Below are 23,844 nucleotides of genomic sequence, written 5' to 3'. Positions count from 1 at the left end.
CATGGCCAAGATCACCATACGCAACGAGATCCGCTTCATCCTCAATGGCAGGGATGTCGCGCTGTCGTCGGTGGCGCCCGACGCGACCTTGCTCGACTGGCTGCGGCTCGACCGCTCGCTGCGCGGCACCAAGGAAGGCTGCGCCGAGGGCGATTGCGGCGCCTGCACGGTCCTGGTCGGAAAATTGTCCGCCGGCAAGCTGGTTTATGAAAGCGTCAACGCCTGCATCCGTTTCCTCGGTTCGCTCGACGGCACCCATGTCGTCACCGTCGAGCATCTGCGCGGCGCGCCTGGCCAATTGCATCCGGTGCAGCAGGCGATGGTCGATTTCCACGCTTCGCAATGCGGCTTCTGCACGCCGGGCTTCGTCATGTCGCTCTACGGCTTGTGGATGAAGTCGCCGGACCCGTCGAATGCGGCGATCGAGAAGGCCTTGCAAGGCAATCTTTGCCGCTGCACCGGCTATGAGGCAATCATGCGCGCCGCGCGTGCCATCTCCAGCTACGGCAAGGCGGCGAAGGATCCGCTGGCGGCCGAGCGCAAGGCGATCACCGCCAGGCTCGAGGCTATGCATGACGGTGCCCGCGTCGAAATCGGCGCCGGCAAGCTGAGGTTGATCGTCCCGGCCAACGCCGATGATTTCGCCGCTGTACTGGATAAGGAACCCGACGCCACTGTTGTCGCCGGCTCGACCGACGTCGGCCTGTGGGTCACCAAGCACATGCGCGACATCTCACCGGTAGTCTTCATCGGCAATCTCGAGGGGCTGTGCGCGATCTCCGAAGACAATGACGTCATCACCATCGGCGCCGGCGTTACCTACACCGACGCCTTCGCGACACTGGCCAAGCGCATCCCCGCGCTCGGGCCATTGTTCGACCGCATCGGCGGCGAACAGGTACGAAACATGGGCACCATTGGCGGCAACATCGCCAATGGCTCGCCGATCGGCGACACGCCGCCGCCCCTTATCGCGCTTGGTGCGCAACTGACGCTGCGCCGCGGCAAGAAGCGGCGCACCATCGCGCTCGAGGATTTCTTCATCGCCTATGGCAAGCAGGACCGGCAGCCAGGCGAATTCGTCGAGGCCGTGCACGTTCCCGTGCCGGCCAAGGGCACGAAGTTTGCCGTCTACAAGATCACCAAGCGCCGCGACGAGGACATCACCGCAGCCCTTGGCGCCTTTTTCCTCGACTTGGCCAAGGACGGAACCGTGTCCGATATATGCATCGCCTATGGCGGCATGGCGGCCACCCCGAAGCGGGCTTTCGGTGTCGAAAAAGCGCTGCTCGGCAAGCCGTGGACGGAGACAACGGTGGAAGCGGCCATGGCTGAATATGCCGGCGATTTCACCCCGCTGACCGATATGCGGGCATCGGCCGAGTACCGGGCGCTGGCGGCCAGGAACCTGCTGCTGCGCTTTTTTGCCGAAACCAGCGGCAGCAAGGCGCCGTTCCAGGTGTCACGCAACGAGGCGGCCTGATGAACAAGCACGCCTCTCCAGATCTCAAGGCGCAGAAGATTTCCGGTGGCGTCGCCGCCGACCAGCGCCACGATTCCGCGCACAAGCATGTCAGCGGCAGCGCGGTCTATATCGACGATATGCCGGAACCGGCGGGCATGCTGCATGGCTGCCTCGGCCTGTCCACGGCGACGCATGCGACGATCAGCAAAATGGATCTGTCGGCGGTGCGCGCGGCGCCGGGCGTCGTCGATGTGCTGACGGCCAAGGACGTTCCGGGCGAAAATGACATTTCGCCGACCGGTCGACACGACGAGCCGGTGCTGGCCGACGACAAGGTGCAGTTTTATGGTCAGCCGATCTTCTGCGTCATTGCCAAGACGCGCGAACAGGCGCGCCGCGCCACCCGGCTGGCCAAGATAGAATACAGTCCATTGCCTTTCGTCACCGACATTGGCGACCTCGACCCCCGCAAGGACAAGCTGGTCACGCCGCCACTGACCTTGAAGCGCGGCGATGCCGCCGCCGCGATCAAGGCGGCGCCGCGCCGGCTGAAGGGCAAGATGCGCATTGGCGGCCAGGAGCATTTCTATCTGGAAGGCCATATCGCCGTGGCCATTCCCGGCGAGGACCAGGACGTCACCATCTATTCCTCGACCCAGCATCCGAGCGAAGTGCAGCATATGGTCAGCCATGCGCTGGGCGTGCCGAGCAACGCCATCACAGTGGAAATCCGCCGCATGGGTGGCGGCTTCGGCGGGAAGGAGACGCAAGGCAACCAGTTTGCGGCATTGGCTGCGATCGCCGCCAAGAAACACCATCGCGCGGTCAAGATCCGGCCCGACCGTGACGACGACATGATTGCCACCGGCAAGCGCCATGACTTCCTCGTCGACTACGAAGTAGGTTTCGACGACGCCGGCAACATTCTTGGCGTCGACTTCATGTTCGCGGCGCGTTGCGGCTTTTCATCGGACCTGTCCGGCCCGGTCACCGACCGCGCGCTGTTCCATTGCGACAACACCTATTTCTGGCCGGCGGTGCATGCGCAATCGGCGCCGCTTTACACCAACACCGTGTCGAACACGGCGTTTCGCGGCTTCGGCGGCCCGCAAGGCATGGTCGGCGCCGAACGCGTCATCGACGAGGTTGCCTTTGCCGTCGGCAAGGACCCGCTCGAAATCCGCAAGCAGAATTTTTATGGCACCAGTGGTGATAAAGACGGGGGCCGCAACGTCACCCCGTATCACCAGACGGTCGAGGACAACATCATCCACCGCATCGTCGCCGAGCTGGAGGCGAGCGCCGACTATGCGGGGCGCCGCCGCATCATCCAGGCCTTCAACGCCAACAGCCGCTTCATCAAGCGCGGCCTGGCGCTGACGCCGGTCAAATTCGGCATCTCTTTCACGGCCACCCACTACAACCAGGCCGGCGCGCTGGTGCATGTCTATACCGACGGTTCGGTGCATCTGAATCACGGCGGCACCGAGATGGGGCAAGGCCTCTACGTCAAGGTGGCGCAGGTGGTGGCGGAAGAGTTCCAGATCGACCTCGACCAAGTCAAGATCACCGCGACGACCACCGGCAAGGTGCCCAACACTTCGGCCACCGCGGCGTCGTCCGGCACCGACCTCAACGGCATGGCGGCGCAGAACGGCGCCCGCCAGATCAAGGAACGGCTGACCGACTTCGCCGCCGAAAAATACCAGGTGCCGCGCGAGCAGGTGCTTTTCCTGCCCAACCGGGTGCGCATCGGCAACCAGGAGATCGCCTTCACCGACCTCGTCAAGCAGGCCTATATGGCCCGCATCCAACTGTCGGCGGCGGGTTTTTACAAGACGCCGAAAATCCACTGGAACCGTGACAAGGGCGAGGGCCGTCCGTTCTATTATTTCGCCTATGGCGCCTCGTGCTCGGAAGTCTCGGTCGACACGCTGACCGGCGAATATGTCGTCGAGCGCACCGACATATTGCATGAAACCGGCCGCTCGCTGAACCGCGCCATCGATCTCGGCCAGATCGAGGGCGGCTTCATCCAGGGCATGGGCTGGCTGACGACGGAGGAGCTGTGGTGGGACGACAAGGGCCGGCTGCGCACGCATGCGCCGTCGACCTATAAGATCCCGCTCGCGTCCGACCGGCCGAAGATATTCAACGTCACGCTGGCCGACTGGCCGGAGGCCAACGAGCCGACGGTGCACCGTTCCAAGGCGGTCGGCGAACCGCCCTTCCCGCTCGGCATGTCTGTGCTGCATGCGCTGTCGGACGCGGTGGCAAGTGTGGCCGATCATAAGGTCTGTCCGCGTCTCGACGCTCCTGCAACACCAGAACGGGTGCTGATGGCGATCGAACGGCTGAAGGGTGAAGCCAAGAATAGCGCCTGACTCTGACCTGGATTCTGGCAAAACGTGCAATTCAGACTGAAAAACCCTATATTTCCCGTACGGGAATGCGAAATATGAAGTCGAAAGTGCAAAGCCTCAGAGCTTTTCTCGCCAGCGCCGGCCGGCTTGCTCTGGTCGAAGTGGCCGGCACCAAAGGCTCGACTCCGCGCGAGAAGGGCGCCTTCATGCTCGTATCGCAGGCGGCGATTTTTGGCACGATCGGCGGCGGTCAGCTCGAGTACATGGCGATCGACAAGGCGAGGCAGATGGTGGGGTCTTCACCCTCCCCCTTGTGGGGAGGGTCGGGGGGGGGGGGGGGGGCCGGGGGGGGGGGGGGGGGGGGGGGGGGGCCCCCCCCCCCGCGGGGGGGGGGGGGGGGCCGGCGGGGCGGCGGGCCCCCCCCCCCCCCCCCCCCGGGCGGGGGGGCCCCCCCCCCCCCCCCCCCCCCCCGGGGGGGGGGGGCCGCGCCCGACCGGCCCACCCCACCCCGTTGCGCGCCCCCCCCCCCGCGGCGTCCGCTCACCGACCCTCCCCACAAGGGGGAGGGTAAAGAAGCCCGCATCGCGGTCGATGAAGTCCGCGCCACGCTTGACGTGCCGCTAGGTCCCGAGATCGGCCAGTGCTGCGGCGGGCGCGTCGAAGTCTTGATCCGTATCGTCGATGCCGCGCTTACAGCCGAGCTGATCGCGGCCGCAGAAGCCGAGGAAGCCCACCTGCCGCATGTCTATATCTTCGGCGGCGGCCATGTCGGCCAGGCGCTGGCCGCGACGGTTGCACTTCTTCCCGTGCATGGCGTCGTCATTGAGACGCGGGCCGAAGCGCTGGAAGGTATGCCGGAGACGGTCGAGAGGCGGCTGACGCCGATGCCCGAGGCCGAGGTTCGAAACGCTCCCGCCGGCACCGCCTTCGCCGTCCTCACCCACGACCATGCGCTGGATTTCCTCATCGTCGCCGAAGCGCTGAAGCGCGACGACGCGGCCTATGTCGGCATGATCGGCTCGAAAACCAAGAGAGCGACGTTCAGGAACTGGTTCCTGAAATCGGCTGAGGGCACGGAGGCTGAGTTCGCCCGCCTCGTCTCGCCGATGGGCGGCGATGCGGTCAAGGACAAGCGCCCACCGGTCATAGCTGCGCTGGCCGCGGCCGAGATCATGACGGCGCTGGTCGCGCACGGCGCGGCACCGGCGGTAAGCCAGCAGGCGCGGCAAGGCCAAGAGGTAGCCGGCTAATCTTTTTTATCCGACCGCTTCAGGCCAAGATGATCTCGCAAGGTGCTGCCTTCGTATTCCCGACGGAACAGTCCGCGTCGCTGCAGTTCCGGCACCACCAGCGTGGCAAAGGCATCGAGCTCGCCGGGGAAGTATGACGGCATGACGTTGAAGCCGTCCGCGCCGCCGCCCTCGAACCGCGCCTGCAATTCGTCAGCGATCCGCGCCGGCGTGCCGACGATACGCCAATGGCCACGTGCGCCGGCGAAATGGCGCGCAAGCTGGCGGATCGACAGGCCGTCGCGGCGCGATTGTTGGATGACCAGCGCCTGGCGGCTTTTCATGCCCTCGGTCTCCGGCAGTTCGGGCATCGGTCCGTCGATCGGATAGCTCCCGAGATCGGAGATGCTGAGATAGCTGGACAGTAGCGCCACGCCGACATCGTCGGGGATCAGCGCCTGCAATTCCTCCTGTTTCTCCCGCGCTTCGGCCTCGGTGTCTGCCACCACCGGGGAGACGCCGGGCATGATCTTGATGTCGTCGGGTTCCCGCCCATAGCCCGCCATACGGCCCTTGAGGTCGTCGTAAAAGGCCTTGGCTTCCTCGAGGGTCTGCGCCGCCGTGAACACGACGTCGGCGGTGCGGGCGGCAAGGTCGCGGCCGACATCCGAGGCGCCGGCCTGCACCATCACCGGCGCGCCCTGCGGCGAGCGCGGCAGGTCGAGCGAGTCGCGCACCGAAAAGCTCTGGCCGTTGTGACCGTGAAAGCCGCTGCCTTGCCAAAGTCCTGATACCACCTCGGCGAATTCGCGCGCCCGCTCGTAGCGGTCGGCATGCGGTTTCAGGCCCGTCGCGCCGAAATTGGCGGCTTCGATGGGACTGGCCGACGTCACCAGGTTCCAGCCAGCCCGGCCACCACTCAGATGATCGATCGAGAGAAAGGTGCGCGCCAGCCCATAGGGCTCGTTGTAGCTGGTCGAGGCCGTCGAAACGAGGCCGATGCGGCTGGTCTGGACGGCGAGCGCGGACAGCAGGCTGATCGGCTCGAAGCCGATCGAGCGTGAGGTCTGGCTGGCGATGCCGACATTGGCTTCGCGCAGGCCGGCGGCGTCCTCGCAGAACACCATGTCGAACTTCGCCGCTTCCGCCGTGCGCGCCAGCCGGATGTAATGATCGATGTCGATGCCTGCCGTGACATGCGCCTTGGGGTGACGCCAGGCGGCGATGTGGTGGCCCGTCGCCCACAGGAAGGCGCCAAGCTTCATCTGGCGGGTCATTGCGCTCCTCCGGCAAGTCTGAGATGCGAACGCAAGGTGGTGCCGGGATAATCCGGTCGGACGAGGCTGCGGCGCTGCAATTCCGGCAGCACGCGGCCGATGAAACCGTCAATCGCGGCAGGCGGTATTGCGATGTTGAACCCGTCGCAGCTTTGCGAGCTGAACAATGTTTCGAGCGCGTTGGCAGCGACATCTGCGCCAACGTTCAGCAGCAGCTTGACCGCACCCGGATCGCGTCCGCAGGCCACAACGCGGCGCTTGAGAACGTCATGGCGCGCCTTGGCGTCCTCTGTGGGTCTGTCCAGCAGGACGACATCGGCGGTGCGGGCGGCGATATCCAGGTCGGCCTCGGACAGGCCGGACAGCACCAGCACCGGCGTATCCTGCGGCGAGCGCGCGACGTTCAGCGGCCCGCGCACGGAGAAAAATTCGCCCTTGTGGTCGAGCAGGTGCATTTTTTCGGGATCGTGGAAGCGGCCGCCGATCTTGTCGAACAGCAGCGCGTCGGCATCCCAGCCCTGCCACAGGCGCTGAACGATGCCGATGTATTCCTGCGTGCGGCGGCGGAACACATCGTCGGAAAATCCATCCGGCCGGCTGAAATTGGCGGCTTCCCGTGGCGCCTGCGCCATGGTCGCGTGCCAGCCGGCGCGGCCATGGCTGATGATGTCGAGCGAAGCAAAACGGCGCGCCAGATTGTACGGCTGGTGAGCCACCGTCGAGGCTGCAGCGACAAGGCCGATCCGACTTGTCACCGTCGCCAGCGCCGCCAGCAAGGTCGTCGCTTCGAAAGAACTCGACCCGGCGCTGTTCGGCGCGGAATCATCGAGGACAATCATGTCCAGCCCCGCCGCTTCCGCTTGCTTGGCAAAGCCGGCCAGGTCGCTAAACCCGAGCGGCTGCCCGGAAGTAATGTTGAGCGAAACGGCAAGATGCATTGTGGCTTGCTGGTCAGTCGGCATGGGACCATCGATCATAGGGCGGCGTATGCGAACCTAAGGTCACCTGCTTGTAAGACAACCCTGGCGACTGGGCCAACAGCCCCTCACTTGCCGGCCAGCAAATCCTTGATCAGCCGCTGGCAACGCTCGGCCATGAAGTCGAGCAACAGCCGCACCTTTGGATCCTGCAGCTTCTTGTGCGGATAGACGGCGGCGAACTGCACCGGCGTTGGCGGCGTGCTGGCCAGGATGACCTGCAGCCGCCGGTCGCGGATGAAGGGTTCGACCTCGAAGCGCGGCTTGTTGATGATGCCGCGGCCCGACAGCGCCCAGCCGGTCAGCACATCGCCATCGTCGGTGTCGTAGGGGCCGTGCACCTCGAATTTCTGCGGGCCGGACGGCGTCTGCAGCGTCCAGACATATTCGCGCGCCCCGGAATAGCGCAGCATCAGGCAGTCGTGCTTCTTGCCGATCAGCTCCTGTGGCTCCACCGGCTCGCCGCGCGCTTCGAGATATTTCGGTGCCGCCACCAGCACGCGTTCACATTCCATGATGCCGCGCATCCGCAGGCTGGAATCCTCGATGATGCCGAGCTTGAAGGCGACGTCGATGCCTTCCTTCATGATGTCGATATTGTGGTCGGAGAGCCTCAGCCGCACCTCGATATCGGGGTATTTGTCGTGGAAATCCGGAATGCCCGACGCCACCAGCCGCCGTCCGAGGCCGAGCGGTGCGGTCACCTTGATGGTGCCGCGCGGTTGGCCGGAAAGCGCCGAAACCGCGGCTTCCGCCTCGGTGATAGCCTCCAGCACCTGCTTGGCGCCGGAGTAGAACACCGTGCCATGCTCCGTCGGCATCAATTGCCGTGTCGTGCGGTTGAACAGCCGCACGCCGAGGTGTTTTTCCAGCTCCTTGATGCGGTTGGAGGCGACCGCCGGCGAAATGCGCATGTCGCGGCCTGCCGCCGAGAGATTACCAAGCTCGACGACGCGGACGAAGACGGCGATGTTGTCGAGATAGGCCATTCGTGGCTCTTTATGTGGCGGCGTACGTGGTCAGCCTAGTATTTTCCATTTTTTTTTGAAAGTCATCGTACACCTCGCCTCTTTTCGTTTGCGCCCCACACCGTAAAGTCAGCCGATCGGCAGGGACGATTTCACATGATGGATTTCGCGATTTTCTGGGACTGGCTGAGTTTCGCCGTGCGCTGGCTGCACGTCGTCACCGGCATCGCCTGGATCGGCTCGTCCTTCTATTTCGTCGCGCTCGACCTTGGCCTGCGCCAGCGCCCCGGCATGCCGGTCGGCGCATTCGGCGAGGAATGGCAGGTGCATGGCGGCGGCTTCTACCACGTCCAGAAATATCTGGTGGCGCCGGCCGAAATGCCGGAACACCTGACCTGGTTCAAGTGGGAATCCTACGCCACCTGGCTGTCCGGCTTCGCCATGCTGTGCGTGGTCTACTATGCCGGCGCCGACCTGTTCCTGATCGACCCCAATGTTCTGTCCATGTCGGTTCCCGTGGGCATCCTGCTGTCGATGGCGACGATCGGCGTCGGCTGGGTTGTCTACGATCTGCTCTGCCGGTCGCCGCTCGGCAAAAGTGACACCGGACTGATGCTGGTGCTCTATGGCGTTCTGGTGTTCATCGCCTGGGGTCTGACGCATCTGTTCACCGGCCGCGCCGCTTTCCTGCATCTGGGCGCCATCACCGCCACTATCATGTCGGCCAATGTCTTCATGGTGATTATTCCAAACCAGAAGATCGTCGTCGCCGACCTGATTGCCGGCCGAAAGCCCGACCCGAAATACGGCAAGATCGCCAAGCAGCGCTCGCTGCACAACAACTACCTGACGCTGCCCGTGCTGTTCCTGATGCTGTCGAACCACTATCCGCTGGCGTTTGCGACGGAGTTCAACTGGGTCATCGCCTCGCTGGTGTTCATCATCGGCGTCTTGATCCGGCACTATTTCAACACCGTGCATAAGCGTGCCGGCAACCCCCACTGGACCTGGATGGCGGCTGCGGTGCTATTCGTCATCATCATGTGGCTGTCGACAGCGCCGAAAATACTGACCGGCGAGCCCAAGGCATCCGCCGCGGCCGAAGTCTATATCGCCTCGTCGCATTTCCCGGCGGTGCGCGACACCGTGCTTGGCCGCTGCTCGATGTGCCATACGGCCGAGCCGGTCTATGAAGGCATCTACCATGCGCCGAAGGGCGTGATGCTCGACACCGACGCCAGCATTGCCGAGCATGCGCGTGAAATCTATTTGCAGGCCGGGCGCAGCCACGCCATGCCGCCCGCCAACGTCACCCAGATCAGCGACAAGGAACGGGCGCTGCTGGTCGCCTGGTTCGAAGGCGCAGGGAAATAGGGATGACCTCCACACTTCTGCGCGGCCGCACCCTAAGTTTTTTGCGCTGGCCCGAAGCCATCGACGACCATGCCGCCTGGCGCTATGAGGAGGATGGCGGCCTGCTGATCCGCGACGGCCGGATCGTTGCCGTGGGCAGCTACACGGAAGTCGAAAAGCAAGCGGGCGACGGTGCGAAAAAGATCGATCATCGGCCGCATCTGCTGCTGCCCGGCTTCATCGATGCGCATGCGCATTTCCCGCAGATGCAGGTCATTGCCTCCTACGGCGCCGAACTGCTCGACTGGCTGAACACCTACACCTTTCCCGAAGAGACCAAATTCGCCAACGCCCAGCATGGCCGCCGCATCGCCCGGCTGTTCCTGGACGAGATGGTGCGCCACGGCACGACGACGGTCGCCGCCTACTGCTCGGTGCACAAGGCGTCTGCCGAAGCGTTCTTTGCCGAATCGCATGCGCGCGGCATGCTCAACATTGCCGGCAAGGTGATGATGGACCGCAATGCGCCGGCAGGCGTGCTCGACACGCCGCAATCCGGCTATGACGATACGAAGGCGCTGATTGCGGAATGGCACGGCAAGGGCCGCCACCTTTATGCGATCACGCCGCGCTTCGCCATCACCTCCTCGCCCGAGCAGCTGGAGATGGCCGGCACGCTCTGCCGCGAAAACCCCGACCTCCACATGCAGACGCATCTGTCGGAAAACCACGCCGAAATCGCCTTCACGCAAAAACTCTATCCGCAGGCGCGCGACTACACCGATGTCTACGAGCAGTATGGCCTGCTGGGGCCAAAGAGCCTGTTCGGCCACTGCATCCATCTCTCGGAACGAGAGGCCGATGCGCTGTCGGACTCAGGCTCGGTGGCGGTGTTCTGCCCGACCTCGAACCTGTTCCTCGGCTCCGGCCTGTTCGACTACCAGCGCTTTCGTCGCCGCGACAAGCCGCTCAGGATCGCTGCCGCCACCGATGTCGGCGGCGGCACCAACTATTCGATGCTGCGCACTATGGACGAGGGCTACAAGGTGATTGCGCTGAATGGCGAAAAGCTGAACCCGTTCCAGTCCTTCTGGCAGATAACGCGTGGCAATGCCGAGGCGCTGTCTGTGGCGGACAAGGTCGGCACGCTGGATAAAGGCACCGACGCGGACATCACCGTGCTCGACGCCCGCGCCACGCCGGCGATGCGGCTGAGGATGGAGACTGTGGAGACGCTGGCGGAGGAGCTGTTCCTGCTGCAGACATTGGGCGACGACCGCGCGGTGCGCGAGGTCTATGTTGCGGGGCGGCCGGCCAAGATCGATATGATCGTGGGGTAGGACCCATCATCCGCGCGGGACAAGATGATGATTGCGCCTGGTTGCCAAGTGGTTCCCCCACTCCGTCGCCGCTTCGCGGCGCCACCTCTCCCCCCTCCGGAGGGAGAGGAAGGGAGCCTTTGCTTCGGAGGACGGGCGCCGGTTCGGACAGCTTGGCGCCCTTCCTCTACCCTGTCGATCGGGGGAGAGGTGTCGAGAGAAGCTCGACGGAGTGGGGGTCGACCCTGGCGGGGCAAGACCACCACCGCGACGAGACCTTGACCGGGCGGAGCTTGTCGTACACACGATTTGTGACTGACTTCGGAGAACAAAATGGCCGCTGCCGACGACATCGCTCTGATCCAGAAACAGGAAGAGACGCTGGTCTTCCCGGCCTTCGACGAGGCCGTCGCCTTCAAGGTCGGCGCGGCGATCCGCGAGCGGGCGCTGGCCGAAAAGCTGCCCATCATTGTCGATATCAGGCTGTGGGATCGGCCGCTGTTTTATGCCGCGATGCCCGGTTCAAACGCCTCCAACCCCGACTGGGCACGACGCAAGATCAATGTGGTCAAGCGCTACCTCAGGAGCACCTATCGTCTGGTGCTGGAACAGCAGCGACCGGACCGCACCTTCAAGGTCGGCGAGGGGCTGGATATTGCTGATTACGTACTGGCCGGCGGCGGGTTTCCGGTGACTGTAAAGGGTGCCGGCGTCATTGGCGTCATCGCCGTCTCCGGCCTGCCGGAACGCCAGGATCATGGCGTCGTCGTCGATGCACTGTGCGATCATCTCGGCGTCGATCGGACACAATTGGCGCTGCCGCCGGAAGGTAAATCGTGACGTTGGCGCTGCCCCTCATCCGCCTGCCGGCACCTTCTCCCCGTATAGTGACGGGAGAAAGGACAAGCTCGAGCGCTGGCGATCCCCTCTCCCCGTCTTTCACGGGGTGAGGGTGAGGGGCAGCGCCAACGTTTGCTCATTTTGAAAACCGCCAGTTACGGCCAAGGATAACCGTGCTCGATCCCAAATCCTTTCTCATCTCGATCTTCAATGCCGCTGTTGCCGCTGCCGATCCTGAACGGACCATCAGGGATCATCTGCCGGCCAGGCCCAAGGGCCGTACCATTGTCATTGGCGCCGGCAAGGGCTCGGCGCAGATGGCGGCCGCGTTCGAGAAGGTGTGGGATGGCCCAATCGAAGGGCTGGTCGTCACCCGCTACGGCTATGGCGCCAGATGCGAGCGCATCGAAATCATCGAGGCGGCACATCCGGTACCGGACGCTGCCGGTCTTGAGGCGTCGCGGCGCCTGCTCGAAAAGGTGCAAGGGCTGACTGCGGACGACCTGGTAGTGGCGCTGATATCGGGCGGAGGATCGGCGCTGCTGCCGTCGCCTGCCGCCGGCCTGACGCTCGCCGACGAAATCGCCGTCAACGAGGCGCTGCTTGCCTCCGGCGCGCCGATCGCGGCGATGAACACAATCCGCAAGCATCTCTCGACCATCAAGGGCGGCCGGCTGGCAGCTGCCGCCTGGCCGGCCAAACTGGTATCACTGGTTGTCTCTGACATTCCCGGCGACAACCCGGCCCTGGTGGCCTCCGGCCCGACCGTGCCCGACTCCGGCAACCGCGCCGATGCGCTGGCCTCGATAGCGGCCTACGGCATGAAACTGCCCGACGCCGTCATGGCGCACATCAACTCGCCAGAGGCCGATGCGCCAGATCCGGATGACCAGCGCTTTTCACGCAATGAAGTGCACCTGATCGCCTCGGCTGGCGTGTCGCTGGAAGCGGCAGCCGCTGAGGCAAAACGGCAGGGCATCGAAGCCGTCATCCTCTCCGATTCCATCGAGGGCGAGGCGCGCGAGGTCGGTGGCGTGCATGCAGCCATTGCGCGCGAAGTGGCGACGCGCAACCGGCCGTTCAAAAAGCCGGTGCTGATCCTGTCCGGCGGCGAGACGACCGTGACCTTGCGGGCCCCTGTTGACGGAAAAAGGGGCAAGGGCGGCCGCAACTCCGAATTCCTGCTCGCCTTTGCCATCGGTATCAGCGGCGCGGAAGGTATTCATGCATTGGCCGCCGATACCGACGGCATCGATGGCTCTGAAGACAATGCCGGCGCCTTTGCCGATGGCTCAACTGTCTCGCGCATGCGTGCCGCCGGCATCGACGCCAAGGCGATGCTGGCCGGCAACAATGCCTGGACGGCGTTCAACGCGATCGGCGATCTGTTCGTGCCAGGGCCGACGGGTACGAATGTGAATGATCTGAGGGCAATCCTAATCAGTTAATTCGGCCGTGGCGGCCGAAGTTTCCAACGTTGGCTTCACGACCGTAGGTGATTGGCTGAAGCCACTCAGCTTCGTCATCCCTGGGCGAAGCAGGAGCGAAGCTCCGTCGCGAAGCCCCGGGTCCATTCCGTGATGTTAGCCGTCGAGCGCAGCGGAGCAGAATTCTGCACCGTAGCAGCGTCCAAACGTCGCGGCATGAATCCTCGGGTCTGCGCTGCGTCGCTTCACTCCTTGCTCCGCCCGCGGATGACGATGTCGCTGAGGCTTTCGCTCATCTCACGACCCCATCAGCCGCTTCACCTCTCTCATATCCCTGAGAAACCGCTCGCGCTCTGCCTCCTTGTCCGCGGGCTCATGAATACGCAGAATAAAGGAGGGGTGGATGGTGATGAACACGCGCAAGCCATCCTCGCGTTCGATCAACTGGCCGCGCATTTTCGTCACGGCAATGGCCTTGCCCAGCAGCGACAACGCCGCCGTTGCCCCAAGCGCCACGGCGAGGTCCGGCTTGATCAGCTCAAGCTCCCGGCCGATCCACCAGCGGCAGGCCTGGACTTCGCCGGTATTTGGCTTCGAGTGGATGCGGCGCTTGCCGCGCGGCTCGAACTTGAAGTGCTTGACGGCGTTGGTGACGTAGACTTTTTGCCGGTCGACGCCTGCGTCATCGAGAATCGCATCGAACACTTTGCCCGCTGGCCCGACAAAAGGTTTGCCGGCGAGATCTTCCTGATCGCCAGGTTGTTCGCCGACGAAGACCACTTTGGCGTCATCCGGCCCCTCGCCGAACACGGTCTGTGTCGCGTCGCGCCAGAGCGGGCAGCGACGACAACCCTTTGCAGCCTCGCGCAAATCGGAAATCGTCTTGGCATCGTCTTCATCCGGCGCCTCGGCCGGCTCGGGCTTCGGCCAATGTCTTGCCTGCAGCTTGGCGTGGTGCGGCGCCGGCGTTGTCGGCAGTCTGGCAATCATATCCCTGGCGGCCTCGTCCGCTCCTGCGATCAGATCTGGAATGAGCGAGGCCTCGGGAAGGTTCCGCCAATATTTCTTCGGCATCTCCTTCTGCATCGCCTTCACCTTGAGCCGCGCCGGGTTGAAGATGTTTTCGAAATAGGTCAGCCACAACGCCTCGGTGTCGTCCTGATCGGGTGCATCGCCCTTGGCCGCACCCGGCCCGATCGCCAGCCTTTCGCCGTTCCAGTCGGCGGAGGCATAGGGCGTCAGGATGGTCCAGCGCATGCCGGTGAACCGCCGGACGAAGAAATCCGCGTTGCGCTCGACAATGAAATGCTCCGGCTCGAACCAGGCGACGTAGCGCTCGTTCTCGCCGTCGCCGATCTTCCGGAAGCGTACGAAGGCATGCATCTTATGGCTGTCGCGCCGCACCGCCTTTTCCATGGCTTCGAGCCGCCTGGTGTCGGGATCGGATGCGATCGCCAGCAGTTTCGGCTCGGTGCGCAGGCGCCAAAGCATCCAGTAGAGAAAGGCAAACCGGCCGGGGTCGGAGTGGCAGAAGGCGGTTTCGGCATGGGCGATGAACTCGCGCGGGACGGTAAGCTGCGCGCCCTCTGGCACCGCCGGCAAGGCATCTTGAGGATCATTGGCGTCGGACCCGACACCCCAACTAATATCCTCAGGTCGGACCTCATTCAGCGCCAGACGCCGTGCCGCATCGCGCCAACCGGCGAAATCGGTCTGGCTCGCTAGCCGGACAGTGTATCGGGCAAGGTCGAGCTGAGCCGGCTGCATGGTCAAAACAGCGACAGTTGTTCGCAGGACTTTACGATCGTGTCGCGCAGGCCTGTCTTGTCGGTGAGTCCGCCCGGCGACCAGCCTTCGGCGATGATGAAGGGCCTCAGCTTGGCGATCGAATGGCAGATCCGTCCGACATCTTCCAGCCGCATGCGTCGGTGGCGGCGGGTTTCAAGGATCTTCGCCACCACCTTGGTGCCCAGACCCGGAACCCGCAGCAGCGCTTCGCGGTCGGCGCGGTTGATGTCGACGGGAAACCTCGCCCGATTGCGCAAAGCCCAGGCGAGCTTGGGGTCAATGGCGAGATCGAGCATGCCGTCGCTGCTGCCGGCGAGGATTTCCGGCTGCGAAAAGCCGTAGAAACGCATCAGCCAGTCGGCCTGATAGAGCCGGTGCTCGCGCATCAGCGGCGGTTTTTGCAGCGGCAGCGACGATGACGAATCCGGGATTGGGCTGAAGGCGGAATAATAGACGCGCCGCAGGTGATAGCTGCCATAGAGCCGCGCGCTGGTGTGCAAAATGCCGTCGTCGGATGTTTTGTCGGCGCCGACAATAATTTGCGTCGACTGACCTCCGGGCGCAAAGCGTTCGCGCTTCTTGGTCCTCAGCGTCGGCTCGGCCTTTTCCTCCATCTTCCGGCGCAGGTTCGCCATGGAAAGCCGGATCGTTTCCGGCTTCTTCTCCGGCGCCAGTTTCTTGACGCCCTCATCGGTCGGCAGTTCGACGTTGATAGACAGCCGATCGGCGTAGAGCCCGGCCTGCTCGACCAGTTCGGCCGAGCTTTCCGGAATGGTCTTCAGATGAATATAGCCGGAGAATTTTTCGTCCAGCCGCAGCCGCCGCGCCACCTCCACCATCTCGGCCATGGTCTCGTCGGGCGAACGGATGACGCCGGAGGACAGGAACAGGCCTTCGATGTAGTTGCGCCGATAAAAGTCCATGGTCAGCTTCACCACCTCGTCGATGCTAAAGCGGGCGCGGCGCACATTCGATGACGAGCGGTTGATGCAGTAGCTGCAATCGTAAATGCAGAAATTGGTGAGCAGGATTTTCAGGAGCGAAATGCAGCGGCCATCCGGCGCGTAGGAATGGCAGATGCCCATGCCTTCTGTGGAGCCGATACCGCCGGATTGGAGCGAATCCTTCTTCGCCGAGCCGGACGAGGCGCAAGAAGCATCGTATTTGGCGGCGTCAGACAGGATTGCCAGCTTTTCACGGACGGTGGGTGCGCTCATCCGTTCATGATATGTTCTTGAAGGCTGCAGCGCCACCTCATTTGATGCAGGCGGCGAAAAAGTAATCGCCGCCTGATCGTCGGGCTAGCAGGACGACTGCCCGAGTTCCAGGCGGTCTCTCAGACCTCATGGAGGTAGAGGTGGTAATCCAGCTCGCTGACGGTGCGGGCGACGCGCAGATACTCCGACTGCTTGATCGCCACGAAGGTGCGATGCAGATCCTCGCCAAGCGCCTCTTTCAGGAAGCTCGAGGCCCGCGCCGCCTCGATCGCGGCGCGCCAGTCGACCGGCATGGTCGTGCGCGTGACGGCGGCTTCATAGCCATTCCCAGTGGTTTCGGGGCCGGGGTCGAGGCCTTCGTCCAGACCCTTGATGATGCCGGCCAGCACCGTTGCCGCGATCAGGTAGGGATTGGCGTCGACACCCGACGGCCGGTGCTCGATGCGCCGGTTTTTGGCGTCGCCCGCCGGGATGCGCAGCGCCACCGAACGGTTGTTGACGCCCCAGGTCGGCGCCACCGGCGCATAGGACTGCGAGACGAAGCGCCGCCAGGAATTGGCGTGCGGCGCAAACACCAGCATCGATTCGGCCATGGTCTGGATCAGCCCGCCGAGCCCCTGCAGCAGCGGCAGCGACCAGCTTTCGCCGCCAGCCTCGGCAAAAACGTTGCGGCCGTTCTTGTCCTGCAACGAAACATGGAAATGCATGCCGGAGCCGGCGTATTTTTCGATCGGCTTGGCCATGAAGCAGGCGGTGACACCATGGCGGCGCGCCTGCGCCCGCACCAGCCGCTTCAACATGACGAGGTCGTCGGCCGCCCGCATGACATCCTTGCGGTAATTCAGCGTCAGCTCGTACTGGCCGGGCGCGTATTCGGAAATCACCGTTTCGGCCGGAATGCCTTGCGCCTTAGCCGCGGCATAGATGTCGGAAAACAGCGGCTCCATGCCGTGCAGATGGTCGACGGAATAGACTTCCGTCTTGGCCGAGCGGCGGCCGTCGAGCACGGCGTCCGCCGGCTTTACCTTGCCGTCGGCGTCACGCTCATTGGCAAGCAGGAAAAATTCGAGTTCGAAGGCGCCGGCGGGATAGAGGCCCTTGGCCGCCAAGATGTCGACCTGCCTGGCCAGCGCCAGCCGTGGGTCCGACGACATAGGCTGTCCCTCGAGATGGTACATCGCCATCAGCAACTGGCCGCGCGGCGGGTTCGTGCCGTAAAGCGGCACCAGCGTGCCGGGGATCGGCCATGCCCTGAGATCGCCGTCTCCAGTCGTCCAGATCAGCCCGGTTTCGTGCACATCCTCCCCGGTGATGTCGAGGCCGAGGATCGAGATCGGCATGTGGCGGCCGCCCTCGAAGATGCTTTTCAGCTCATGCCGGCGCACGATCTTGCCGCGGCCGACCCCGTTGGCGTCGGTCAAGACGATGTCGAAGGCTTCGATTTCGGGATGGGCGTCGAGAAAGGCTTGCGCCTCGGCGGGCGTCGAGCCCGAAGGTGAAGTCATGATTAGTGTACTCGAGTTTGGCTTGGCAGCTTGTCTCATGCCGTCAGCCTTGCCGCAACCGTGGCGAAGGCGGTGACCAGCCGGTTGACCTGGGCGCCGGTGGTGGCCGGTGAGATCAGCATCATGTTGTGAAAGGGCGCGATCAGCACGCCCTGGTTGACCAGCGCGACATGGATAGCCGCCTCAAGCTCCGGCGCATGGGCAGTCTCGGCTTCGGCGCCGTTCCTGAGCGGGCCAGGGGCGCAGATGAACTCGACGCGGGCGCCGACGCGGGCGACATGCCAGGGCAGATTGTAGCGATCGATGACGCCGGTCAGCCCGGCATCGAGCCGCAGGGCGAGGCGATCCATCCGGGCATAATTCTCCTGCGTCATCACCTCTTCGAGCGTTGCGCGCATGGCTGCGAACTGCAGCGGGTTCGCCGACAGCGTCGTGCCCATGCCGGAATAGCCCGGCTCCTTGGTTCGATTGTAGTCGGCATAGCGCGAGGCGGCCTCGTCGCTCATGCCCCACACGCTTGCCGGCACGCCGCCGGCGATCGGCTTGCCCAGCACGAACAGGTCGGGCTGCAGCCCGAATTTCCTGGTGTAGCCGCCGGGTCCAGTCGAAATCGTGTGCGTCTCGTCTATCAGAAGCAGCGTTCCGGCCGCGCGCGTCAGTTTGCGCAAGGCGTCGTGAAAACCCGGATCGGGCAGCACCATGCAGGAATTGGTCAGCACCGGCTCAGCAATGACGCAGGCGACATCCTTGTCCTTGAGCGCTGCTTGCAGCGCGGCGACATCGTTGAATTCAATGACCTTCGCCGTCTTGGTCAGGTCGCGAAACTCACCCGCCAGCCCCGGCCGATTCACGGGCTTGCCGTCGACCATCCGGACCATCGTCTCGTCGACCGAGCCGTGATAGCAGCCGTTGAAGACCAGTATCTTTTCGCGGCCGGTGACGGCGCGGGCGACGCGCAGCGCGAAGCGGTTGGCGTCGGTGGCGGTGGTGGCGATCTGCCAGAACGGCAGACCGAAACGCTGTGTGAGCAGCGGCCCGATGGCCAGCGCATCTTCCGAAGGCAGCATATAGGTCAGGCCGCGCCCGGCCTGGCGGCGGATGGCGCGCGCCACCGGCGGCGGCGAATGGCCGAACATCGAGCCGGTGTCACCGAGGCAGAAATCGTCCAGCCTGTTGCCGTCGATATCCGTGATGGCGGCGCCCTTGGCGCTTTCGACCAGGATCGGGAATGGCGTCGGCCAGTCGTTCATCCAGTGCATCGGCACACCGCCGAAGAAGCCTGGCAGGCCGTTACCGACCTTGGCCTGCGATTTCGGCCGCGCCTTGCGGAAGGTGTTCGCCTCGCTTGTCCGCAATGCAGCGATGCGGTCACGGCTGATACCGCCGATGGATGCTTTTGAACTGTTCGTGCTGTGCATGAAATCCCTCTCGGCCGGCACACTACCCAATTGGCGACGGCAACCGCAATTGGCCGTGTTGGTGCCCTGCATTGGGTCAGCAGCAAGTTCGGCAGACTTGACCTTCCGGCGCAGTCGGGCGCCAATGCGATCGGGTCTGTGGTTTGGGGAGAAAAATGCGGACGATCATCTGCGCTATTGCGCTACTCTTGTCGGCCGCTGCGGCTTCCGCATCGGGCGGCGTCTGGTGTTCCGTCGATGACAAAGCGGTGCAATTCGAGGTCGGCGCCGGGGTCACCAGAGGTATGGGCGGCCCGACCTTCAATTTTCGCGGCGATCTCGAGATACTTGGCCGGCCGGAAGGCGACAGTCTGCGCAAGACCGTCTTCGAGGATTCCGACCTCACCCAGTACTGGCTGGACGACAAGGAGTTGCGGCTGAACGTCTACCACGAGCATCAGCTCGGAGATAAATTCAACTCTGTCGAACTGACGATCCTGACCAAGACCAGTGACGAGGGCGTCTATGACGGCCGGTACACGCTTGCCGTCTACGACAACGCCGCCGACACGGAACAGGACGGCAAGCCGAAAGAATTGACCGGCAAGGTGTCGTGCGGAGCCGAATAGGTCACGCCGAGATATCGATGACGCCGCAGTCGCCGGCGGCACTGCCGAAGGCGACCCGGCGCTCTTCCTTATCCCACATCATCGCGGTGATGGCGCCCTTGCCCGGGCGGCGCAACAGCACCTCTTTGGCATCGGTAAAGCGCACCGCCATGACCATGCCGTCATCATAGCCGACGGCGACGACATCCTGGCTCGGATGGCAGGCAACCGATGTCACCATGGCGTTGCCGCGCGTGCCGAGCTCCAGCGGCGCCTTGCCCATCGGGCCGTCCTTGCCCGAAAACGGCCAGACGATCGCCGCCGGCGCGCCGGAACTCGCCAGCCATTTGCCCTTCACGCTCCACGACAGGCTTTTGACCTTGCCGGGATAGCCGGTCATGCGCATGTGCTTGCCGTCGGCGAGCTTCCAGCCATGCAGCGCGTTTTCCTGCATGGTGGTGACGAGGAAGGCGCCATCCGGCGAGAAGGTGACGCCGGTATGGGCACCGGCCCATTCCAGCTCCACCGGCTTGCCGTCGGCGGCCGGGAAATGCAGCGTCGCGCCATTGTAGCGGGCGACGCCGAAGCGTATGCCCTTGGGGGAGAAGGCCAGCCCCTCGACCGAACGCGGATGGGCAAACTCTTTGGTCTTGCCGTCGGCAAAGCGCACGAACGCAGTCTTGCCTGTGGCATAGGCGATAGCGCCTTGCGGCCCGGCGGCGACGCTGGTGATCCACTTCTTGCCGGCGCTGGCGAGTTCGCTGACATTGCCGCCGGCGGCAACGGCAAAAATCTTGCCGTCCTCGCCGCCGGTGATCAGGCGGTCGTTGGCGGCGTCATGGAACGTGGAGAGCAGGCCGTCATTGGCCTGAATTGTCTTGTGGCCGTTGTCGAGCCTATGAACTGTCCCATCGGCCAGCGCATAATGCGGCACGTTGTCGAGGAAGACGGCGGCAAGGCAGTGACCTTCCAGGTCGAGGGGAGCAACTGTGGGCATCAGGACCATTCCAATGAAGCTGTCACCACTCCCGGGAAGCCACTGAGGCGGCCAGGCCTGGCGTCAACCTTCTCCCCTTGTGGGAGAAGGTGGATCGGCGCGCAGCGCCGAGACGGATGAGGGGTGTTGAACGGATCGCCGTCGGTGCCGAGCTGGAGCACCCCTCATCCGACCTCGCTTCGCGAGGCCACCTTCTCCCACAAGGGGAGAAGGAAGAGCGGGCAGCGCTAGCGCCATAGAGTCCGGAAATCAAGCCGCCTGGCAGGCGTCAAAGCTCTTCTTCAGCCGTTCGGCGTCAAGCTCGCGGCCGATGAACACCAGCCGGCTCTCATGCTTTTCGCCGTCTTTCCAAGCGCGCTGGTGGTCGCCTTCGATGATCATGTGCACGCCTTGGATGACATAGCGCTCGTCGTCGCCCTTGAGCGCGATGATGCCTTTCAGCCGCAGGATGTTGGGACCTTCCATCTGAGTGATCTTCTCGATCCACGGGAAGAATTTCTTCGGGTCCATCTCGCCGCCGCGCAGCGACACCGACTGCACGGTCACGTCATGGATGTCGGAGGGATGCGCGTGATCGTGATGATGATGGTCGTGATCATGGTCGTGGTGATCGTGCCCGTCATGGTCATGGTGGTCGTGATCATGATCGTGCGCCTCAAGGAAATGCGGGTCGTTTTCCAATGCGCGCGACAGGTCGAAGGCGCCGCGGTCGAGCACTTCGGACAGCGCCACGCCGGCGCGCGTGGTGCGGTGGATCCTGGCCGCCGGGTTGATGGCGCGGATGGTGGCCTCGACCTTGGCCAGTTCTTCGGGCGTCACCAGGTCGGTCTTGTTCAGCACGACAACATCGGCGAAGGCGATCTGGTCCTCGGCTTCCTTGGAATCCTTCAACCTGAGCGGCAGGTGCTTGGCGTCGACCAGAGCCACGACAGCGTCGAGTTTGGTCTTGGAGCGCACGTCGTCGTCCATGAAGAAGGTCTGCGCCACCGGCACAGGATCGGCGAGGCCGGTGGTCTCGACGACGATGGCGTCGAAGCGGCCGGGACGGCGCATCAGGCCTTCGACGACGCGGATCAGGTCGCCGCGCACCGTGCAGCAGACGCAGCCATTGTTCATTTCGTAGATTTCCTCGTCGGATTCCACGATCAAATCATTGTCGATGCCGATCTCGCCGAATTCATTGACGATGACGGCATAACGCTTGCCATGGTTTTCCGACAGGATGCGGTTGAGCAGCGTCGTCTTGCCGGCGCCGAGATACCCGGTGAGAACGGTCACGGGGATTTGCGTCTGTGCTTCGCTCATATCTTGCCTCGAAATGGCTGGGCCACGGAATTGCGGGCCGCAAGAAGGGATTGTTGGCCTGATATAGGATGTGTGCCGGCCTTTTGCACGAGGCAAACCGCCTGGGTGTTTGACCCAGGATTGACGAAGCGGATGGGTAGACCCGAGAGGCCGAGTGCGAGGGATGCCGACCATCAACGTGTTGCCGGAAACGCCTCTTCGTTGACCTGTGCTAAGCCGCGCCGCGTCAAACCGTTGCAATCGCCTTGGCGGAAACTCGTTTGTCATCTAACTGAAATAAACATCTGGCATCACCATTTCGAGCACCACAAATGCTTGCCGGCAAAGCTGTTTCGAAAGCCGGAATCTTTTTGATCGTCGATTGCCAACCGGCCGGCTGCGTCTATGCTGCACGCACCGGTACGGCCGAAGAGGGATCACCATGGCCAAGGCGGACAAGACTGCAACGATGAGCCGGCTGCATTCGGCGGCAAGGCTGGCAAGGACCGCGCTGGCGGCGCGGCTTCTGGCGCACGGCTTCTATGCCGGCCAGGACCAGATCATGCTGACGCTCGACCGCGAGGACGGCCAGACGCCCGGCAATCTCGCCGGCCGCCTCGGCGTGCGCCCGCCGACCATCACCAAGACCATCAACCGGCTGCAGGCCCAGGGCTTTTTGGAAAAGCGCGCCTCTTCCGCGGATGCACGCCAGGCGCATATCTTTCTCACCGACACCGGCCGCGAGATCATCCACGCCATCGAGAAGTCGGTGAAGAAGACCGAGAAGCAGGCGTTGAAGGGCCTCGACAAGAAAGAACAGAAGACGCTGTTCAAGCTGCTCGCCCGCATCGAGGCCAATTTGTCGAACGAGGAGCTGGTGCTTGTCGACGACGATGGCGACATCGACGATTGATCTTCCTGACCTAGGCGGCTACCGAAGGCCCGCGCACCAGGGTCGACCAGCGGCCGGGCGTCAGGCCGAATGCTTTCTTGAAATGCCTGTTGAAATGGCTCTGGTCGCTGAAGCCGGCGCCAACGGCAATCTCGGCCAGCGGCTCGCCCACCTCGATCATCCGTCTTGCCTTTTGCAGCCGGCGCATCAGCAGGAACCGATGCGGGCTGGTGGAATAGGTCGCGCGAAAATGGCGTGACAGCGCATAGCGGTCGAGCCCGGTGACGGCTTCCAGCTCATCGGAACGAACGGACCGCTCGGCATTCTCCTCGAGATAGCCGCGCGCCAGCGCTGCCGCACGCGAGGCCGACTTCCCCATCGGCTTTGCTTTCTGTCCCGCATGACGCCCCAGATGCTGCGCCAGCTCCGCAACGAAATCGGCGACGAACAGCTCGTCCAGTTCCTCATCGAGCGGCGACAGGGCCGAAAGCAGCGTGCCACGCAAGGCAGGATCGCTGACCACAGCATCCCTGACGAAAGGCAGCGGCGCGCCGTCGAGGCAGTCGAGCAGCAGTGAGGGTTCCAGATAGAGGATCCGGTAGCGCAGACCATCCTCGGTCCCGGCGCCGCCATCGTGCACTTCGTCGGGATGCAGCACGATAACCTGGCCGGGCAGGCTGTGGTTGACAGTGCCCCTGTAGTGGAAGCGCTGCACACCGGAAAGCGTCACGCCGACGGCAAGTGTATCATGACGGTGCAGGTCGAAGGCGTTGCCATGGAAATGCGCCTCGATGCGCTCGATGCCGGTGCCGCCTGGCGCCGAGACGATCCGGTCTTCATCCGCGCACGAACGTCCAAGACCCTGTGTCGCCTCACCGTCTAGATCGTGCGTCATCACCTATCCCTGCCCTTCATGGGCGTGCTCCGGAGTCCTCATT

At 63.8% G+C, this 23,844-nt stretch carries 19 protein-coding genes; 9 read left to right on the top strand and 10 right to left on the bottom strand.

Features of this window, described 5'->3' with window-relative positions; all coding sequences use genetic code 11:
* The first annotated feature begins 1 nt into the window (after window position 1).
* From xdhA to xdhC, 3 genes are all read left to right on the top strand, one after another.
* Window positions 2-1,483: a xanthine dehydrogenase small subunit gene (gene xdhA / locus NKH54_RS05060; RefSeq protein WP_353027805.1), complete on the top strand. Its 1,482-nt coding sequence runs from the start codon at window positions 2-4 to the stop codon at window positions 1,481-1,483.
* Window positions 1,483-3,849, top strand: a complete 2,367-nt coding sequence (xdhB, locus tag NKH54_RS05055; protein ID WP_353027804.1) for a xanthine dehydrogenase molybdopterin binding subunit — start codon at window positions 1,483-1,485, stop codon at window positions 3,847-3,849. Before xdhA ends, xdhB begins: the two co-directional genes overlap by 1 nt.
* A gap of 74 nt (window positions 3,850-3,923) precedes the next feature.
* Window positions 3,924-5,078, top strand: coding sequence for a xanthine dehydrogenase accessory protein XdhC (gene xdhC / locus NKH54_RS05050; RefSeq protein ID WP_353027803.1), 1,155 nt, complete (start codon window positions 3,924-3,926; stop codon window positions 5,076-5,078).
* Here xdhC and NKH54_RS05045 read toward each other — a convergent pair.
* From NKH54_RS05045 to NKH54_RS05035, 3 genes are all read right to left on the bottom strand, one after another.
* Window positions 5,075-6,334, bottom strand: a complete 1,260-nt coding sequence (locus NKH54_RS05045) for an LLM class flavin-dependent oxidoreductase (RefSeq protein WP_023823874.1) — start codon at window positions 6,332-6,334, stop codon at window positions 5,075-5,077. The two genes, xdhC and NKH54_RS05045, sit on opposite strands and share 4 nt — an antisense overlap.
* The gene (locus NKH54_RS05040; protein WP_353027802.1) at window positions 6,331-7,272 is read right to left on the bottom strand and encodes an LLM class flavin-dependent oxidoreductase; all 942 of its coding nucleotides are present in this window, start codon (window positions 7,270-7,272) and stop codon (window positions 6,331-6,333) included. Before NKH54_RS05040 ends, NKH54_RS05045 begins: the two co-directional genes overlap by 4 nt.
* A gap of 107 nt (window positions 7,273-7,379) precedes the next feature.
* Window positions 7,380-8,300 (bottom strand): LysR family transcriptional regulator, encoded by a 921-nt coding sequence (locus NKH54_RS05035; protein ID WP_023671373.1) that lies wholly within the window; start codon window positions 8,298-8,300, stop codon window positions 7,380-7,382.
* A 135-nt stretch (window positions 8,301-8,435) separates the two neighbouring features.
* On the opposite strand from NKH54_RS05035, the gene NKH54_RS05030 reads away from it, so the two are divergent.
* The 4 genes from NKH54_RS05030 to NKH54_RS05015 all read left to right on the top strand — a co-directional run bounded on the left by NKH54_RS05030 (window position 8,436) and on the right by NKH54_RS05015 (window position 13,239).
* Entirely contained in the window at window positions 8,436-9,653 is a 1,218-nt protein-coding gene (locus NKH54_RS05030) for a urate hydroxylase PuuD (RefSeq protein ID WP_023823875.1), read from the top strand.
* A 2-nt stretch (window positions 9,654-9,655) separates the two neighbouring features.
* A complete protein-coding gene (gene guaD, locus NKH54_RS05025) occupies window positions 9,656-10,972 on the top strand; it encodes a guanine deaminase (RefSeq protein WP_353027801.1) in 1,317 nt (438 codons plus the stop codon).
* A gap of 312 nt (window positions 10,973-11,284) precedes the next feature.
* The gene (locus NKH54_RS05020; protein ID WP_023711326.1) at window positions 11,285-11,791 is read left to right on the top strand and encodes a heme-degrading domain-containing protein; all 507 of its coding nucleotides are present in this window, start codon (window positions 11,285-11,287) and stop codon (window positions 11,789-11,791) included.
* Between the two features lie 167 nt (window positions 11,792-11,958).
* On the top strand, window positions 11,959-13,239 hold the full coding sequence (locus NKH54_RS05015) for a glycerate kinase type-2 family protein (RefSeq protein WP_023815959.1): 1,281 nt from the start codon (window positions 11,959-11,961) through the stop codon (window positions 13,237-13,239).
* Between the two features lie 276 nt (window positions 13,240-13,515).
* Here NKH54_RS05015 and NKH54_RS05010 read toward each other — a convergent pair whose 3' ends face one another.
* The 4 genes from NKH54_RS05010 to NKH54_RS04995 all read right to left on the bottom strand — a co-directional run bounded on the left by NKH54_RS05010 (window position 13,516) and on the right by NKH54_RS04995 (window position 19,146).
* Entirely contained in the window at window positions 13,516-14,985 is a 1,470-nt protein-coding gene (locus NKH54_RS05010) for a UdgX family uracil-DNA binding protein (protein ID WP_023815960.1), read from the bottom strand.
* Window positions 14,986-14,987: 2 nt separating this feature from the next.
* Window positions 14,988-16,223, bottom strand: coding sequence for a putative DNA modification/repair radical SAM protein (locus NKH54_RS05005; RefSeq protein WP_023831270.1), 1,236 nt, complete (start codon window positions 16,221-16,223; stop codon window positions 14,988-14,990).
* 119 nt (window positions 16,224-16,342) lie between these two features.
* Complete coding sequence (locus NKH54_RS05000) at window positions 16,343-17,728, bottom strand: glutamine synthetase family protein (RefSeq protein WP_023822078.1); 1,386 nt, start codon at window positions 17,726-17,728, stop codon at window positions 16,343-16,345.
* A gap of 35 nt (window positions 17,729-17,763) precedes the next feature.
* Window positions 17,764-19,146, bottom strand: a complete 1,383-nt coding sequence (locus tag NKH54_RS04995) for an aspartate aminotransferase family protein (protein WP_023752459.1) — start codon at window positions 19,144-19,146, stop codon at window positions 17,764-17,766.
* A gap of 155 nt (window positions 19,147-19,301) precedes the next feature.
* Between NKH54_RS04995 and NKH54_RS04990 the strand changes: the two genes are divergently transcribed.
* The gene (locus NKH54_RS04990) at window positions 19,302-19,754 is read left to right on the top strand and encodes a hypothetical protein (protein WP_023683507.1); all 453 of its coding nucleotides are present in this window, start codon (window positions 19,302-19,304) and stop codon (window positions 19,752-19,754) included.
* Between the two features lies 1 nt (window position 19,755).
* Here the strand turns inward: NKH54_RS04990 and NKH54_RS04985 are convergent, their stop codons facing one another.
* Both NKH54_RS04985 and NKH54_RS04980 read right to left on the bottom strand, forming a co-directional pair.
* Window positions 19,756-20,730 (bottom strand): WD40 repeat domain-containing protein, encoded by a 975-nt coding sequence (locus tag NKH54_RS04985; protein WP_353027800.1) that lies wholly within the window; start codon window positions 20,728-20,730, stop codon window positions 19,756-19,758.
* 249 nt (window positions 20,731-20,979) lie between these two features.
* Entirely contained in the window at window positions 20,980-22,035 is a 1,056-nt protein-coding gene (locus NKH54_RS04980) for a CobW family GTP-binding protein (RefSeq protein WP_023739647.1), read from the bottom strand.
* Window positions 22,036-22,456: 421 nt separating this feature from the next.
* On the opposite strand from NKH54_RS04980, the gene NKH54_RS04975 reads away from it, so the two are divergent.
* On the top strand, window positions 22,457-22,927 hold the full coding sequence (locus NKH54_RS04975; protein ID WP_023671361.1) for a MarR family winged helix-turn-helix transcriptional regulator: 471 nt from the start codon (window positions 22,457-22,459) through the stop codon (window positions 22,925-22,927).
* A gap of 10 nt (window positions 22,928-22,937) precedes the next feature.
* Here the strand turns inward: NKH54_RS04975 and NKH54_RS04970 are convergent, their stop codons facing one another.
* Window positions 22,938-23,801: an AraC family transcriptional regulator gene (locus NKH54_RS04970; protein WP_353027799.1), complete on the bottom strand. Its 864-nt coding sequence runs from the start codon at window positions 23,799-23,801 to the stop codon at window positions 22,938-22,940.
* Window positions 23,802-23,844 lie beyond the last annotated feature (43 nt).

The organism is Mesorhizobium sp. M1004, from assembly GCF_040318795.1.
In the GTDB taxonomy this organism is placed as follows: domain Bacteria; phylum Pseudomonadota; class Alphaproteobacteria; order Rhizobiales; family Rhizobiaceae; genus Mesorhizobium.
The sequence above is the reverse complement of the archived record's forward strand: the minus strand, read 5'-3'. Positions and strand labels throughout refer to the sequence as shown.

Coding starts and splice junctions, on each gene's coding strand:
- xdhA (WP_353027805.1), top strand. CDS start 2: ATGGCCAAGATCACCATACGCAACGAGATCCGCTTCATCCTCAATGGC.
- xdhB (WP_353027804.1), top strand. CDS start 1,483: ATGAACAAGCACGCCTCTCCAGATCTCAAGGCGCAGAAGATTTCCGGT.
- xdhC (WP_353027803.1), top strand. CDS start 3,924: ATGAAGTCGAAAGTGCAAAGCCTCAGAGCTTTTCTCGCCAGCGCCGGC.
- NKH54_RS05045 (WP_023823874.1), bottom strand. CDS start 6,334: ATGACCCGCCAGATGAAGCTTGGCGCCTTCCTGTGGGCGACGGGCCAC.
- NKH54_RS05040 (WP_353027802.1), bottom strand. CDS start 7,272: ATGCATCTTGCCGTTTCGCTCAACATTACTTCCGGGCAGCCGCTCGGG.
- NKH54_RS05035 (WP_023671373.1), bottom strand. CDS start 8,300: ATGGCCTATCTCGACAACATCGCCGTCTTCGTCCGCGTCGTCGAGCTT.
- NKH54_RS05030 (WP_023823875.1), top strand. CDS start 8,436: ATGATGGATTTCGCGATTTTCTGGGACTGGCTGAGTTTCGCCGTGCGC.
- guaD (WP_353027801.1), top strand. CDS start 9,656: ATGACCTCCACACTTCTGCGCGGCCGCACCCTAAGTTTTTTGCGCTGG.
- NKH54_RS05020 (WP_023711326.1), top strand. CDS start 11,285: ATGGCCGCTGCCGACGACATCGCTCTGATCCAGAAACAGGAAGAGACG.
- NKH54_RS05010 (WP_023815960.1), bottom strand. CDS start 14,985: ATGCAGCCGGCTCAGCTCGACCTTGCCCGATACACTGTCCGGCTAGCG.
- NKH54_RS05005 (WP_023831270.1), bottom strand. CDS start 16,223: ATGAGCGCACCCACCGTCCGTGAAAAGCTGGCAATCCTGTCTGACGCC.
- NKH54_RS05000 (WP_023822078.1), bottom strand. CDS start 17,728: ATGACTTCACCTTCGGGCTCGACGCCCGCCGAGGCGCAAGCCTTTCTC.
- NKH54_RS04995 (WP_023752459.1), bottom strand. CDS start 19,146: ATGCACAGCACGAACAGTTCAAAAGCATCCATCGGCGGTATCAGCCGT.
- NKH54_RS04990 (WP_023683507.1), top strand. CDS start 19,302: ATGCGGACGATCATCTGCGCTATTGCGCTACTCTTGTCGGCCGCTGCG.
- NKH54_RS04985 (WP_353027800.1), bottom strand. CDS start 20,730: ATGCCCACAGTTGCTCCCCTCGACCTGGAAGGTCACTGCCTTGCCGCC.
- NKH54_RS04980 (WP_023739647.1), bottom strand. CDS start 22,035: ATGAGCGAAGCACAGACGCAAATCCCCGTGACCGTTCTCACCGGGTAT.
- NKH54_RS04975 (WP_023671361.1), top strand. CDS start 22,457: ATGGCCAAGGCGGACAAGACTGCAACGATGAGCCGGCTGCATTCGGCG.
- NKH54_RS04970 (WP_353027799.1), bottom strand. CDS start 23,801: ATGACGCACGATCTAGACGGTGAGGCGACACAGGGTCTTGGACGTTCG.